13 protein-coding genes are annotated in these 14,122 nt (G+C 74.0%); 9 read left to right on the top strand and 4 right to left on the bottom strand.

Features of this window, described 5'->3' with window-relative positions:
* Positions 1–41: 41 nt before the first annotated feature.
* Positions 42–1,214, top strand: a complete 1,173-nt coding sequence (gene sucC / locus AB0R04_RS08355; RefSeq protein WP_063349020.1) for an ADP-forming succinate--CoA ligase subunit beta — start codon at positions 42–44, stop codon at positions 1,212–1,214.
* Positions 1,215–1,233: 19 nt separating this feature from the next.
* A complete protein-coding gene (gene sucD, locus AB0R04_RS08350) occupies positions 1,234–2,118 on the top strand; it encodes a succinate--CoA ligase subunit alpha (RefSeq protein WP_063349021.1) in 885 nt (294 codons plus the stop codon).
* 70 nt (positions 2,119–2,188) lie between these two features.
* Here the strand turns inward: sucD and AB0R04_RS08345 are convergent, their stop codons facing one another.
* Entirely contained in the window at positions 2,189–3,904 is a 1,716-nt protein-coding gene (locus AB0R04_RS08345) for a sigma factor-like helix-turn-helix DNA-binding protein (RefSeq protein ID WP_363369247.1), read from the bottom strand.
* 132 nt (positions 3,905–4,036) lie between these two features.
* Between AB0R04_RS08345 and AB0R04_RS08340 the strand changes: the two genes are divergently transcribed.
* Positions 4,037–5,566 carry a DUF6350 family protein gene (locus AB0R04_RS08340; protein ID WP_363369245.1) on the top strand — a complete coding sequence of 510 codons (1,530 nt, stop codon included), beginning with the start codon at positions 4,037–4,039 and terminating at the stop codon, positions 5,564–5,566.
* Between the two features lie 32 nt (positions 5,567–5,598).
* On the opposite strand, the gene AB0R04_RS08335 is transcribed toward AB0R04_RS08340, so the two are convergent.
* Positions 5,599–6,231 (bottom strand): hypothetical protein, encoded by a 633-nt coding sequence (locus AB0R04_RS08335; RefSeq protein WP_363369243.1) that lies wholly within the window; start codon positions 6,229–6,231, stop codon positions 5,599–5,601.
* A gap of 368 nt (positions 6,232–6,599) precedes the next feature.
* Here AB0R04_RS08335 and purN point away from each other — a divergent pair, with 368 nt between their 5' ends.
* Positions 6,600–7,259 carry a phosphoribosylglycinamide formyltransferase gene (gene purN, locus AB0R04_RS08330; RefSeq protein ID WP_363369241.1) on the top strand — a complete coding sequence of 220 codons (660 nt, stop codon included), beginning with the start codon at positions 6,600–6,602 and terminating at the stop codon, positions 7,257–7,259.
* The gene (gene purH, locus AB0R04_RS08325) at positions 7,256–8,833 is read left to right on the top strand and encodes a bifunctional phosphoribosylaminoimidazolecarboxamide formyltransferase/IMP cyclohydrolase (RefSeq protein ID WP_063349027.1); all 1,578 of its coding nucleotides are present in this window, start codon (positions 7,256–7,258) and stop codon (positions 8,831–8,833) included. The genes purN and purH overlap by 4 nt, the downstream gene beginning before the upstream one ends.
* A gap of 131 nt (positions 8,834–8,964) precedes the next feature.
* Here purH and AB0R04_RS08320 read toward each other — a convergent pair whose 3' ends face one another.
* Positions 8,965–9,585 (bottom strand): hypothetical protein, encoded by a 621-nt coding sequence (locus AB0R04_RS08320; protein ID WP_363369238.1) that lies wholly within the window; start codon positions 9,583–9,585, stop codon positions 8,965–8,967.
* Between the two features lie 135 nt (positions 9,586–9,720).
* Positions 9,721–9,843 (bottom strand): hypothetical protein, encoded by a 123-nt coding sequence (locus AB0R04_RS08315; protein WP_363369236.1) that lies wholly within the window; start codon positions 9,841–9,843, stop codon positions 9,721–9,723.
* 301 nt (positions 9,844–10,144) lie between these two features.
* Between AB0R04_RS08315 and AB0R04_RS08310 the strand changes: the two genes are divergently transcribed.
* From AB0R04_RS08310 to AB0R04_RS08295, 4 genes are all read left to right on the top strand, one after another.
* Entirely contained in the window at positions 10,145–10,999 is an 855-nt protein-coding gene (locus tag AB0R04_RS08310; RefSeq protein WP_063349029.1) for a bifunctional methylenetetrahydrofolate dehydrogenase/methenyltetrahydrofolate cyclohydrolase, read from the top strand.
* A 35-nt stretch (positions 11,000–11,034) separates the two neighbouring features.
* On the top strand, positions 11,035–11,460 hold the full coding sequence (locus tag AB0R04_RS08305) for a DUF3017 domain-containing protein (protein WP_063349030.1): 426 nt from the start codon (positions 11,035–11,037) through the stop codon (positions 11,458–11,460).
* Positions 11,461–11,664: 204 nt separating this feature from the next.
* The gene (locus tag AB0R04_RS08300) at positions 11,665–12,657 is read left to right on the top strand and encodes a malate dehydrogenase (RefSeq protein WP_063349031.1); all 993 of its coding nucleotides are present in this window, start codon (positions 11,665–11,667) and stop codon (positions 12,655–12,657) included.
* A 125-nt stretch (positions 12,658–12,782) separates the two neighbouring features.
* On the top strand, positions 12,783–14,108 hold the full coding sequence (locus tag AB0R04_RS08295) for a hemolysin family protein (protein ID WP_363369233.1): 1,326 nt from the start codon (positions 12,783–12,785) through the stop codon (positions 14,106–14,108).
* Positions 14,109–14,122 lie beyond the last annotated feature (14 nt).

Genomic DNA, 14,122 nt, shown 5'->3' with positions numbered 1-14,122 from the left:
TCGTAGAGACACAATCCGCGACCACGAACAAGGACAAACACGTGGACCTGTTCGAGTACCAGGCGAGGGACCTCTTCGCCAAGCACGGTGTGCCCGTGCTTGACGGTGATGTGATCGAGACCGCCGCAGACGCTGCCGCCATCGCGGAGCGCTTCGGCGGCCGCGCCGTCGTCAAGGCTCAGGTGAAGGTGGGTGGCCGAGGCAAGGCCGGTGGCGTGAAGCTCGCCTCCGACCCGGCTGACGCCGTCGCCAAGGCCGAGGCGATCCTCGGCATGGACATCAAGGGCCACACCGTCCACAAGGTGATGCTGGCCCAGACCGCGGACATCAAGGACGAGTACTACGTCTCGTTCCTGCTGGACCGCACCAACCGCACCTTCCTGGCGATGGCCAGCGTCGAGGGCGGCGTGGAGATCGAGGTCGTCGCCGAGGAGAACCCCGACGCGCTCGCCAAGATCCCGGTCGACGCCAACGAGGGCTGCACCCCGGAGAAGGCCGCCGAGATCGTCGCCGCGGCGAAGTTCCCGGCCGAGATCGCCGACCAGGTTGCCGACGTCCTGCAGAAGCTGTGGAAGGTCTTCATCGCCGAGGACGCGCTCCTCGTCGAGGTCAACCCGCTGATCAAGTCCGGCGAGGGCAAGATCATCGCGCTTGACGGCAAGGTCTCGCTGGACGAGAACGCCGAGTTCCGCCAGCCCGAGCACGAGGCCCTGGAGGACAAGGCCGCGGCCAACCCGCTGGAGGCCGCCGCCAAGGCCAAGGGCCTGAACTACGTCAAGCTCGACGGCCAGGTCGGCATCATCGGCAACGGCGCGGGCCTCGTGATGAGCACCCTCGACGTGGTCGCCTACGCCGGTGAGAACCACGGCGGCGTCAAGCCCGCCAACTTCCTCGACATCGGCGGCGGCGCCTCCGCCGAGGTCATGGCGAACGGCCTGGAGATCATCCTGGGCGACCCCGACGTCAAGTCGGTGTTCGTCAACGTCTTCGGCGGCATCACCGCCTGTGACGCGGTCGCCAACGGCATCGTGCAGGCCCTCGCGCTCCTGGAGAGCAAGGGCGAGAACGTCACCAAGCCGCTGGTCGTCCGTCTGGACGGCAACAACGCGGAGCTGGGTCGCAAGATCCTCGACGACGCCAACCACCCGCTGGTCCAGCGCGTGGACACCATGGACGGCGCCGCTGACCGCGCCGCCGAGCTGGCCAACAAGTAAGGAAGGGGACTTTCACACCATGGCTATCTTCCTTACCAAGGACAGCAAGGTCATCGTCCAGGGCATGACCGGCTCCGAGGGCATGAAGCACACCCGCCGCATGCTCGCCTCCGGCACCCAGATCGTCGGCGGTGTCAACCCGCGCAAGGCCGGCACCACGGTCGACGTCGACGGCACCGAGGTGCCCGTCTTCGGCGGCGTCGCCGAGGCCATGGAGAAGACCGGTGCCGATGTCACCGTCATCTTCGTGCCGCCGAAGTTCACCAAGGACGCCGTCGTCGAGGCCATCGACGCCGAGATCGGCCTGGCCGTCGTCATCACCGAGGGCGTTCCGGTGCACGACACCGCCGCCTTCTGGGCGTACGCCGGTTCGAAGGGCAACAAGACCCGGATCATCGGCCCGAACTGCCCCGGCCTGATCAGCCCCGGACAGTCGAACGCCGGCATCATCCCGGCCGACATCACCACCTCCGGCAAGATCGGCCTGGTCTCGAAGTCGGGCACCCTGACCTACCAGCTCATGTACGAGCTGCGGGACATCGGCTTCTCCTCGGCCGTGGGCATCGGTGGTGACCCGGTCATCGGCACCACCCACATCGACGCCCTCAAGGCGTTCCAGGAGGACCCGGAGACCGAGCTCATCGTCATGATCGGTGAGATCGGCGGCGACGCCGAGGAGCGTGCCGCGGCCTACATCGCCGAGCACGTCACCAAGCCGGTCGTCGGCTACGTCGCGGGCTTCACCGCCCCCGAGGGCAAGACCATGGGCCACGCCGGCGCCATCGTCTCCGGCTCCTCGGGCACCGCCCAGGCGAAGAAGGAGGCCCTTGAGGCCGCCGGTGTCAAGGTCGGCAAGACGCCGTCCGAGACCGCCCGCCTGGCGCGCGAGATCATCGCCGGCTGACGTCGGTCGACTGCGCAGCGAGCGCCCCTGCCCGTGAAGGGCAGGGGCGCTCGCGCGTTCGCGGACGCCGTCAGTGCGGTGTCGACCCGGTCGTGCACGGCAGTGGTGACCACAGCGGGCAGACCTCCGGGCCCTGTGGCGGCGGCGGGGCGCCCGCCCCCCGGGCCACTGCCGGCAGCTCCCACCGCGCGGCGGCCTGCGGCGCCGACTCCACCACGACCGCCTCCACCCCCGGCGTCGGGCTGCACCACAGGCTGCGGACGACGTTCGGCGGCCCGCCCGGCAGCGCCGGCACACCCGGCACAACAGGCGCGCCCGGCACGCCCGCGTTCGCCGTCGACAGGCACATCGACGGCTCCGGCGGCTCCGGGGAGCGGAACAGCGTCACCGGTCGGATCCCCACCAGCGTCGCCAGCGCCGCCCCGCCCACCGCCGCCGTCAGCAGCGCCGCCGCCCCCGTCCGGCTCGCCGTCCACAGCCGGTGCCGGGCCAGCAGCACCGGCACCGGCGGCCGGTGCGGCTCCGGGCAGCCCCGGACCGCCGCCCGGTGCAGCAGCCCGCTCAGGCCGTCCGCGAACCCCGGTGCCGCCGGATCCGGCCCCAGCAGCTCCGGCACCCACCGGGCCAGCGCCACCCGGGCCGCCCACACCCGCCCCTCGGCCGCCGCCAGCGTCGACTCCACCTCCACCGCGACCGCCGCCGCCGGCAGGCCCAGCCCGTCGTGCAGCACCAGCGCCCGGCGCTGCGGCCGGGACAGCCGCCGCAGCGCCTTCAGCAGCGCCCGGTCCCGGTCGGTCAGCCGGTCGTGATCGGGCAGCACCGCCTGCGACTCGTCCGCCGGCCGCACCCGGATCCGCCGGTGCGGCAGCTTCCAGGCGTGCATCCGCCGGGGCCCGCCCCGATGCCACGGGGACAGCGCCAGCTCGCACGCCCGTACCCGCACCCACCCTTCCGGATCCCCCGTCGCGGCCACCTCCGCCCAGCCCCGGCGCGCGGCCCCGAACGCCAGCCGGACGCAGTGCGCCGCCCGGTGCCGGCAGGCGGTCAGCAGGAAGACCTGCTGCACCAGCCGGGTGTGCGCCTGCTCGTACAAGTCCTCGAAGCTCCCGGCCGGCCCGGTCCGCTCGCCGTCGGCCGGCGTGGCCGCGTGGGCGGGCCGCCCGGTGCCGGCGGCCGGGCCGTCGGGTCGGGTCTGCGCCGCGGGCGGGATGTCGCGGGTGCCAGGCGGTGTCATGGTGGCGGCGGGTGTGCTGATGCTCTCTCCCGGGGCGTTCGGGGCCGCCTGGGCGCTAGCGGCGTCGGCGTCGGTGGCGTGGGCGAGGGCGGGGTGGGTGGCCTGGCCGGGGTGCTCTCCTCCGGTGCCGAGGACGGGCGGGCGCGGCGGCGCGGGGTCGGGGGTACGGGGGGCGGCGGCAGGGTCCGCCTGGGCGTCGCCCGGCGCGTCGGGGCCGGGTGGTGTGGGGCCGGACGGTACGGGGTCGGGGCTCTTCGGGCGGGCGGTGGTGAGGGCGACGGCCTCGGCCTCGGTGGCCGCGCCGAGTTTGCGCATGGCCCGCTGGACGTAGCTGCGGGCGGTGGCCGGGGTGACGCCGAGGGCGGCGGCCGCCTGCGGGAGGTCGCGACCGGCGGCGAGGTGGGCGAGCACCTGGGCCTCACGGGGCGTCAGTTTCCGTAGGAGGCGCGCCGCATCCTGGTCGGGGCGGGTGGCCCGGGGTTTGCGGGGGCGGTTCTCGGGGGTGGGGGAGTCGGCGCCGGCGGGGTGTTCGGCGGTGGGTGGCGTGGTCATCAGACGCTCCGGGCCGGTGCGCCGGCGGCTTGGGGATCGGGTCTGAAAATGCGCATAAGCCAATAATCTGGGACACGGCGGCGGTTTGCCGCTTCACGGGGCATGGCGAGTCGCCTTGGCACCATGAGGCGCATGACGCAGCTGATGGGCCGTCCGATCCTGGAACTGCCGGGCGAATTGGGCGGACGCCCGTTGCCGGCCGACCTGTTGGCGGGGGTGCGGACGGCGCTGGTCGGCCTGGCGGTGGTCGGGGTGCCGGTGCTCGGACTCTGGGTGGCGACGCCGTACGCGGACAACGGGGCGACCGGCGCCACCCGGTTGGCGGGGGCGCTGTGGCTGCTCGGGCACGGTGCGCCGGTGCTGCGGGGGGATGCGGGCGCCCCGCTGACCGTCACCCCGCTGCTGCTGGGCGTGCTGGCGGTGGCTCAGTTGTACCGGGCCGCCGCCGCGGTGGCGTCGCGGCGCGGGCCCCGGCCGCGCTGGGGCGGCCCGGCGGCGGTCTGGGCGGGCTATTGCGCGGTCGCGGTGGCGGTGGTGCTGCACTGCACGGGCGCCGGGCTGTTCCGGGCCAGGGTGCTGCCGGACGTCCTGGTGGTGGGGTTGCTGGCCGGGCTGGCGACGGCGGCGGGCGCGCGTTCGGCCCGGGCCGCCGGCCCCGACGCCGTGCCCCGCCGCCCGGCGTGGCCGCTGCTGGACCGGCTGCCCGCGCCGCTCCGACCGGCCGGCGGCGCGGCGGCGGTACGCGGCTCGGTGCTGGCGGCCGGGGCGGGCCTGGTGGCGGCGGGCGGGGTGCTGGTGGCGGTGGCGGCGGCGCTGGACGCGGCGGCCGGGGGCGGGCACGGGATGGCGGTGCTCGGGCGCGGGCCGGCGGCCCTGGTCGGGCTGCTGCTGCTCGGGGTGGTGCTGCTGCCGAACGCGGTGCTCTGGGGGACGGCGTACGCCCTGGGCCCGGGGTTCGCGGTGGGTTCCGGGACGGTGGTGGCGCCGGGCGGCACCGTGCTGGGCCCCGTCCCGGAGTTCCCGATGTTCGCCCTGCTGCCGGCGGAGGGTCCGGGCGGCTGGCGGCTGGCGGCACTGCTGTTGCCGGTGCTGGCGGGGGTGGTGCCGGCGGTGCTGCTGGGGCGGGCGGCGGCCGGCCCGCGCGCAGCGGCCGAGGCGGGGTCCGGGACCGGCAACGGGGACGGGGACGGGGACGGGGGCGGCGACGGACCGTGGCCGCTCGCGGTGACGGTGGTGGCGGTGCTGGCGGCGGCGTTGCTGACCGGCGTCGCGGTGGCGGCGGCGAGCTGGCTGGCGGGTGGCGCGCTGGCGGGCGGCCGGATGGCCCGGCTGGGGCCGGCGCCCTGGTGGACGGGACCGGCGGCGGCGGGCTGGTTCGCGCTGGTGGCCGTGCCGGGCGCGCTGCTGGTACGCCATCGGGCGCTGTGCCCCGCGACCGTCCCGGAGGCCGACGAAGGGACCGACGAAGAGACCGACGAAGGGGTTGACGGAGAGGCTGACGGGCAGGCCGCCGAGGAACTCGACGCGGACGCCGACGAGGAGGCCCTGCCCGCCGCCCGCGCCCGGTCGGCCGAGCGGCTGCGCCGGGGGGCGCTGCTGCTGCGGGCCCGCGGGTACGCCGCGGTGCTGCGCCTGGGCGGGCGGGCCCCCGGGAGTGACTAGGCCCTGTCCGGCAAGACCGGCCGGACAAGGGCCTAGCCGGCGTTCCCGGTGAAGTCGACGTACCACTTGGGCGCGAACCGGTCGCAGTTGTCGGCGCCGACGGAGGTCAGCGAGTCCCGGACGCAGGTGACGTAGTCGTTGTAGTACATCCCGAGGCCGATCACCGAGGTCGCGACCACGACGGTCATCGCGCCGGTGAGGATTCCGGCGAGCGCGGCCGGGGTGAGCGGGTTCGGGGCGGCGGGCTGGCGGGCGGCGCCGGTGACGGCGGCGGCCGGGGCGGGCTTGGGGGTCCGCAGCGCGCTGATGCCCCACACGATGCCGAGCGCGCCGACGAACAGGGCGGCCCAGTGGAAGCCGGCGAACAGGCAGACCAGCGCGAGCGGCCCGGCCAGCGCGGCGTTGCGGGCCCGGCGCTGGGCGGGGTCGGCGGGGTCGAGCTTGGGCGGCTGCGGGGCCGGTGGGGTGGGGCGGCCGTCCTCGGGCCGGCCGGGGCCCCAGGGGTGCGGCGGCGGGAGCTGCGGGCGTTCGCCGGCGCCCTGGCCGCCGGTGCCGTCCGGGCCCTCGCCGGGCCAGGGGTTGCGCGGCTGCCACGGCTGGTCCGGGGCATCCGCCGGCGGCGGCGCGAAGGGGTTGCGCTCGCCGGTGTCGTCACCGCTGCTCATGGTTCAGCCATTCCTTCTCGGTCGGGGAGGCGGTCTCCCGCCTTCCCTATGATCCCGCAGCCGTTCGCCGGTCCTCAGGCGGCCTGCCCGCTGCGCGGGTGCCGGGCGGGCCCGTGCCCGGGGCGACTCCGCTGTGCGGGCCGGAGGAGATCCCCGTCTCAACTACGCGCGTAGCGCCGCCGGGAGGGTGCGGAGGCCGTCCGACCAGCCGTTATCGTGGTGACGGTCAGCAGCTCGCAGAGGTTCCCGGGTGCCCGCGTCGCGGTGGGTTCTCCTGGTGTTCCCCCTCGCTCGACCTGCCGTTCGTAGTGGCCCCACCACCGGTGGACGTACCAGCGGGCGGCGCCCGACCTACGGAGAATCGCGCAGTGGCCGCCGCCCCCGCCCAGCTCTTCCCGCCCCGTACGCCCGGACCGGCCCGCCTGGTGGTGCTGGTCTCCGGTTCCGGCACCAATCTGCAGGCGCTGCTCGACGCCGCAGCCGATCCGGCGTACGGCGCCGAGATCCTCGCCGTGGGTGCGGACCGCGACGGCATCGCGGGCCTGGAGCGGGCCGAGAAGGCGGGCCTGCCGGTCTTCGTCCACCGGGTGAAGGACTTCGCCGACCGGGCCGACTGGGACCGCGCGCTGACCGCCGCCGTCGCCGCCCACGAGCCGGACCTGGTGGTCACGGCCGGGTTCATGAAGATCCTCGGCCCCGAGTTCATCGCGGCCTTCGCCGGGCGGATCGTCAACACCCATCCCGCACTGCTGCCCTCCTTCCCCGGCGCCCACGGCGTCACCGACGCGCTCGCGTACGGGGTGAGGGTCACCGGCTGCACCGTCCACCTGGTCGACGCCGGGGTGGACACCGGGCCGATCATCGCGCAGGGCGTCGTCGAGGTCGTCGACGCCGACCACGCCGATGGCGGCGAAGCGCTGCACGAGCGCATCAAGACTGTCGAGCGCAAGCTGCTCGTCGACGTCGTGGGCCGGCTGGCCCGCGAGGGCTACCGCATCGAGGACCGAAAGGTATGGATCCCGGCATGAGTGCCAGCTCCACCACCCCCCCTGTCTCCGAGAACATCCGTCCGATCCGTCGTGCGCTGATCAGCGTGTACGACAAGACCGGTCTGGAGGAGCTGGCCCAGGGCCTGCACGCCGCCGGGGTCGCGATCGTCTCCACCGGCTCCACCGCCGGCCGGATCGCCGCCGCCGGCGTCCCGGTGACCGAGGTCTCCGAGCTGACCGGCTTCCCGGAGTGCCTGGACGGGCGGGTGAAGACGCTGCACCCCCGCGTGCACGCCGGCGTGCTCGCCGACCTGCGGCTGGAGTCGCACCGCGCGCAGCTGGCCGAGCTGGGCGTCGAGCCCTTCGACCTGGTCGTGGTGAACCTCTACCCGTTCAAGGCCACCGTCGCCTCGGGCGCCACCCCGGACGAGTGCGTCGAGCAGATCGACATCGGCGGCCCGAGCATGGTCCGCGCCGCCGCCAAGAACCACCCGTCGGTGGCCGTGGTGGTCGACCCGGCCCGTTACGTCGACGTGCTGCGGGCCGCCCAGGAGGGCGGCTTCGACCTGGCCACCCGCAAGCGCCTGGCCGGTGCGGCGTTCGCGCACACCGCCGCGTACGACGTCGCGGTCGCCTCCTGGTTCGAGGCCGGCTACGCGCCGAGCGACGAGCGGTTCCCGGAGTTCCTGGGCGCCACCTGGGAGCGGCAGAACGTGCTGCGCTACGGCGAGAACCCGCACCAGGGCGCCGCGCTGTACAGCGACGGCAGCGGCGGCCTGGCCGGCGCGGAGCAGCTGCACGGCAAGGAGATGTCGTACAACAACTACGTCGACACCGACGCCGCCCGCCGCGCCGCGTACGACCACGCCGAGCCGGCCGTCGCGATCATCAAGCACGCCAACCCGTGCGGCATCGCGACCGGCGCGGACGTCGCCGAGGCGCACCGCAAGGCGCACGAGTGCGACCCGGTCTCGGCGTACGGCGGCGTGATCGCGGTCAACCGCCCGGTCACCGTCGAGCTGGCCGAGCAGATCGCCCCGATCTTCACCGAGGTCGTGGTGGCCCCCGGCTACGAGGACGGCGCCGTCGAGGTGCTGGCCCGGAAGAAGAACCTGCGGGTGCTGCTGGCCCCCGAGGCGCCGGCCAACCGCCAGGAGCTGCGCCCGGTCTCCGGCGGCGTGCTGCTCCAGGACGCCGACCGGGTGCAGGCCGAGGGCGACGACCCGGCGAACTGGCGGCTGGCCACCGGTGAGGCGCTGTCCGAGGCCGAGCTGGCCGAGCTGGCCTTCGCCTGGCGGGCCTGTCGGGCCGTCAAGTCCAACGCGATCCTGCTGGCCAAGGACGGCGCCTCGGTGGGCGTCGGCATGGGCCAGGTCAACCGGGTCGACTCCTGCAAGCTCGCGGTCGAGCGGGCCGGGGAGCGGGCCAAGGGCGCGTACGCGGCCTCGGACGCGTTCTTCCCGTTCGCGGACGGTCCTGCCATCCTGATCGCGGCCGGCGTCAAGGCGATCGTCCAGCCGGGCGGTTCGATCCGGGACGAGGAGGTCGTCGCGGCGGCCGCCGAGGCCGGGGTGACGATGTACTTCACCGGTGCGCGGCACTTCTTCCACTGATCGCGTTCCACCGCTCGCCCGGCGCACCGCCCGGGTGACGGCATGACAGAGCGGCCCGGCTCCTCCGGAAGGGGAGCCGGGCCGCTCGTCGTCCGATCGGCTCGGACCGGGCCGGTCAGTGGTGCGGCCGGTCAGTAGCGCGGCCGGGCGAACCAGGCGACGCCGTCCTTGACGCTCATCCCGACGATCATCGTGATCGAGACCGCGAGCCACATCAGCGTGAAGACGATGCCGACCGGGTTGGCGTTGTTGGCGAACGAGCCGGCCAGCCCCAGCAGGCCGAGCAGCGCGCCGAACGAGCCGTACACCAGGGTGGTGATGCGGACCGCGGGCCCGCCCTTGCCGAACTTCACGCCCAGCGTGATGGAGAAGGCCGCGAACAGCGCGCACACGATGCCGACGACCACCAGCACGCCGGCCGCCGCGTTGCCGAAGCCGTTGAACGGGTCGCTCCCGTCGATCTGCTGGGCCCGGTTGGTGACCTCCTTGGCCGCCGCGGCGGCTATCAGGTAGATGCCGCCACCGATGATCTGCACGGCGCCGATGATGAACAGCAGCACCCGGGTGGTGACGACCAGGCCCGGCATGTTCTGCGGGACGGCCGGCGGGTAGCCGTAGCCCGGTCCGCCGCCGTAGCCCGGCGCGGGCGGCGGGTAGCCGTACCCGGCCGGCGGGGCCTGCTGGGGGTAGCCGTAGCCGGGAGCCTGCGGCGGCTGGCCGTACGGGTTGTTCGGGTCGGGCGGGTAACTCATCGATGCCTCCGGGCAGTTGCGGGGACGTGGGGACGGGACGGAGGGCCCGGTTCCGGTTGGCGAGTCGGGTCGCCGGTGGAACGGGACGCTAACGGAGGGGAGTGACAGCCCGGAGCGGATCCGGGCGCGGCCGGCTCAGGCGCGCGGTGAGAGCGCCGAGAGCGGTGAGAGCAGTGCGAGCGGAGTCGTCGACGGGCCCGCTGCGGGCAGGACGGCGCCGCAGTGGTCGGGCGGCTCGGTCTGAAGTGGTCGGCTCACGTGCTCTTTCCCCCGGGTACGCCCCCGCCGGGTGTCCGTCGGCCCGTCACCGGGCCGGGTCGCGGCAGGGAATGCCCGCATATCGTCAACCGGACGGCGGGGCCGTGTCCAGCCGGTTCCGCGCGCCGGACCGAGACTGTGGCGCAACCGCAACGTGGTCCGGGCCTTCCGTACCCGTCCGAACCCGTCCGAACCCGTCCGACCGCAGGACGGGAGGACGACGGGGGCCGGCGGGAGGACGACGGGGGTTCGAAGACGGGCCCTGGTACGGCGGCTTGCCGCGATCCGGGAGAATGGGGTCATGACTGCCCAGATTCTCGATGGCAAGGCCACCGCCGCCGCGATCAAGTCCGAACTCGCCGCCCGCGTGGCGGTCCTCAAGGCGAAGGGCGTCACGCCCGGCCTCGGCACCGTCCTGGTCGGCGACGACCCGGGCAGCCGCTGGTACGTCAACGGGAAGCACAAGGACTGCGCCGAGGTCGGCATCGCCTCGATCCAGCGCGAGCTGCCCGCCACCGCCACCCAGGAGGACGTCGAGAACGTCGTCCGCGAGCTCAACGCCGACCCCTCCTGCACCGGCTACATCGTCCAGCTGCCGCTGCCCAAGGGCCTGGACCAGAACCCGGTCCTGGAGCTGATGGACCCGGACAAGGACGCCGACGGCCTGCACCCGACCTCGCTCGGCCGGCTCGCCCTGGGCATCGAGGGGCCGCTGCCGTGCACCCCGCTGGGCATCGTCGAGCTGCTGCGCCGGCACGACGTCGAGATCAACGGCGCCGAGGTGGTCGTGGTCGGCCGCGGCGTCACCGTCGGCCGCTCGATCGGCCTGCTGCTGACCCGCCGCAGCGAGAACGCCACCGTGACCCTGTGCCACACCGGCACCCGGGACCTCGGCTACCACCTGCGCAAGGCCGACATCATCGTGGCCGCCGCGGGCGTGCCGCACCTGGTCAAGCCGGAGGACGTCAAGCCGGGCGCGGCGGTGCTGGACGTGGGCGTCAGCCGCAGCGAGGGCAAGATCGTCGGCGACGTGCACCCGGGCGTGGCCGAGGTGGCCGCCTGGATCTCCCCGAACCCCGGCGGCGTGGGCCCGATGACCCGCGCGATGCTGCTCAACAACATCGTCGTGGCGGCCGAGCGCCGCGCCGGCGTCTGACCCCGCGACCGACACCACCACGAGGGACGGCGAGCATGACGGAACCGCGACCGGCGCGGACCCCGCGCAGGCCGGTCAAGACCACCGGCACCCTGCCGCCCGAGGGCGCGGCCGCGGCCCTCGGACGCGACCACACCCTGCCGGTCCGGCAGTGGCCGATAACGCTGGTCCTGCTGGTGGTCGGGGCCGGCCTCGCGGTCACCTGGTTCGCCGACTTCAAGGACGGCTTCAAGTACGGGCTGCTGATCCTCGGCTGCGGGGTGCTGCTCGGGGCCGTCCTGCGGCTGGTGCTGCCCGAGGTCGGGATGCTGGCGGTGCGCAGCCGCTTCACCGACGTGATCGTGCTGACCTTCCTGGGAGCGTCGATCGTGCTGCTGACCCTGGTGGCGCAGCCGAACCCGTGGCTGGAGATCCCGTTGCTCGACAACATCGGCAAGTTGATCGGCCGGCCCAAGCACTGACGCCGGGGTGACCGTGACGGCCCCCGCCCTGCGAGCCAGGGCGGGGGCCGCCGTCCGTTGTGACGCATCAGCCAGGCCCGCACCCGCGGCGTACGCTTCCCTTTGCGATAACCTGACGCCGGTCTCTCGATGTCGAGAGACCATCCTCGGCTCCAGCGCGCCGGTGTGCCTGGGGCACCTGGCGATCTGCTGGAGAAGGTAGAAATGACCCGCACCCCCGTCAACGTCACCATCACCGGAGCGGCCGGCCAGATCGGCTACGCGCTGCTCTTCCGCATCGCCTCGGGCCACCTGCTCGGTGCCGACGTCCCGGTGAACCTGCGCCTCCTGGAGATCCCGCAGGGCCTCAAGGCCGCCGAGGGCACCGCCATGGAGCTCGTCGACTGCGCGTTCCCGCTGCTGCGTGACATCACGATCACCGCCAACCCGAACGAGGCCTTCGACGGCGCCAACGTCGCGCTGCTGGTCGGCGCCCGTCCGCGCACCGCCGGCATGGAGCGCGGCGACCTGCTGCAGGCCAACGGCGGCATCTTCGGCCCGCAGGGCAAGGCCATCAACGACCACGCCGCGGACGACATCAAGGTCCTGGTCGTCGGCAACCCGGCCAACACCAACGCCCTGATCGCCCAGCGCAACGCCCCGGACGTCCCGGCCGAGCGCTTCACCGCGATGACCCGCCTGGACCACAACCGCGCGGTCGGCCAGCTCTCCGTCAAGACCGGTGCGCCCGTCTCCGACATCAAGCGCGTCACCATCTGGGGCAACCACTCCGCCACCCAGTACCCGGACATCTTCCAGGCCGAGATCGCCGGCAAGCCGGCCTTCGAGGCCATCGGCAGCGACCAGGCCTGGCTGGACGAGACCTTCATCCCGACCGTCGCCAAGCGCGGCGCGGCCATCATCGAGGCCCGTGGCGCCTCCTCGGCCGCTTCGGCCGCCAACGCCGCTATCGACCACGTGTACACCTGGGTCAACGGCACCGCCGAGGGCGACTGGACCTCCATGGGCGTCGTCTCGGACGGCTCCTACGGCGTCCCGCAGGGCCTGATCTCCTCCTTCCCGGTCACCACCAAGGCCGGCAAGTTCGAGATCGTCCAGGGCCTGGAGATCTCCGACTTCTCGCGCGCCCGCATCGACGCCTCGGTCAAGGAGCTGACCGAGGAGCGCGACGCGGTCCAGGAGCTGGGCCTCATCTGAGCCCCGCGGCACAGCTTTTCCCGACGGCCCGCCGTCTCCTTCCCGGAGGCGGCGGGCCGCCGTGTGACCGGCCGCCGCCCCTTCTTCCACTCCCCGGGCGCCGGCCGGTCCTACACTGACCCGCTGTGAACGAAACCCTCGGGGACGCTCTGCTCGTCCTCGTCTTCATCCTGCTGGGCGGGCTGTTCAACGTCGCCGAGATCTCGCTGATCTCGCTGCGCGAGGGCCAGATCCGGACGCTGGAGGCGCTCGGCACCCGGCGGTCCGCCCGGGCCGCGCACCTGGCCGCCGACCCCAACCGCTTCCTGGCCGCCGTCCAGGTCGGCGTGACCTGCATGGGCTTCCTGTCCGCCGCCTTCGGCGCGGACACCCTGGCCGGCAAGGTCGCCCCGCTGTTCGTCCGGGCCGGGCTCACCCAGGGCGTCGCCGACGCGGTCGCCCTGGTCGGCCTCACCCTGGTGATCAGCTACGTCTCGCTGGTGCTCGGCGAACTCACCCCCAAGCGGATCGGCCTGCAGCGGGCCGAGTCGATCGCGGTGATCGCGGCCCCGGTGGTGGACGTGATGTCGGTGGCGCTGCGCCCGGCGATCTGGCTGCTCGGCCACTCCACCAACCTGATGGTCCGCCTGCTGGGCGGCGACCCGGCCGCCGGCCGTGGCTCGATGAGCTCCGAGGAACTGCGCGGCCTGGTCGCCGCCAACACCGAACTCGGCAGCGACGAACGGGCGTTGATCGCGGACGTGTTCTCCGCCGGGGAGCGGCAGCTGCGCGAGGTGATGGTCCCGCGCACCGAGGTGACCTTCCTGGACGCCGAGCGCCCGCTGGCCGCCGTCCGGCACCAGGCGGACACCTCGCCGCACTCGCGCTACCCGGTGGTCGAGGGCAGCGCCGACGCCGTGGTCGGCTTCGTGCACGTCCGCGACCTGTACGGCGCGCGCGGCGAGCAGGCCGCCAAGGTCCGCGACCTGGCCCGCCCGGTGAAGCTGCTGCCCGGCACCAAGCGGGTGCTGGAGGCGATGGGCGAGATGCGCCGCGAGGGCCACCACCTGGCCATCGTGGTGGACGAGTACGGCGGCACCGCCGGGATCGTCACCCTGGAGGACCTGGTCGAGGAGGTGATCGGCGAGATCCGGGACGAGTACGACCGGCCGGAGACGGCCGCGACCCGCCGGCTGGTCGGCGGCGGCATGGAGCTGGACGGCCTGCTCAACCTCGGCGACTTCACCGAGGAGACCGGCGCCACCCTGCCCGAGGGCCCGTACGAGACGGTGGCGGGCTGCCTGGTCGCCTCGCTCGGCCGGCTGCCTCGGGAGGGCGACCAGGTGCGCGTCCCGGTCGAGGGCGGTGGAGGGGTGCTGCTGACGGTGGCCAAGTTGGAGGGTCGGCGGATCGCCCGGGTGAGGGTGAGTGCGGTCACACTGGCGGAACCTCCTGGGGCGGACGTTTCCTGAGCGCCCGGTGGAAC

This window comes from Kitasatospora sp. NPDC056731, assembly GCF_040687675.1.
Classification (GTDB): Bacteria; Actinomycetota; Actinomycetes; order Streptomycetales; family Streptomycetaceae; genus Kitasatospora.
Note: the sequence above shows the minus strand (reverse complement) of the source record. Positions and strands in the feature narration are given on the sequence as shown.

Bases quoted from the DNA above. Each gene is read 5' to 3' on its own strand.
- sucD (WP_063349021.1), top strand. From the start codon at position 1,234: ATGGCTATCTTCCTTACCAAGGACAGCAAGGTCATCGTCCAGGGCATG.
- AB0R04_RS08345 (WP_363369247.1), bottom strand. From the start codon at position 3,904: ATGACCACGCCACCCACCGCCGAACACCCCGCCGGCGCCGACTCCCCC.
- AB0R04_RS08340 (WP_363369245.1), top strand. From the start codon at position 4,037: ATGACGCAGCTGATGGGCCGTCCGATCCTGGAACTGCCGGGCGAATTG.
- AB0R04_RS08335 (WP_363369243.1), bottom strand. From the start codon at position 6,231: ATGAGCAGCGGTGACGACACCGGCGAGCGCAACCCCTTCGCGCCGCCG.
- purH (WP_063349027.1), top strand. From the start codon at position 7,256: ATGAGTGCCAGCTCCACCACCCCCCCTGTCTCCGAGAACATCCGTCCG.
- AB0R04_RS08320 (WP_363369238.1), bottom strand. From the start codon at position 9,585: ATGAGTTACCCGCCCGACCCGAACAACCCGTACGGCCAGCCGCCGCAG.
- AB0R04_RS08310 (WP_063349029.1), top strand. From the start codon at position 10,145: ATGACTGCCCAGATTCTCGATGGCAAGGCCACCGCCGCCGCGATCAAG.
- AB0R04_RS08305 (WP_063349030.1), top strand. From the start codon at position 11,035: ATGACGGAACCGCGACCGGCGCGGACCCCGCGCAGGCCGGTCAAGACC.
- AB0R04_RS08300 (WP_063349031.1), top strand. From the start codon at position 11,665: ATGACCCGCACCCCCGTCAACGTCACCATCACCGGAGCGGCCGGCCAG.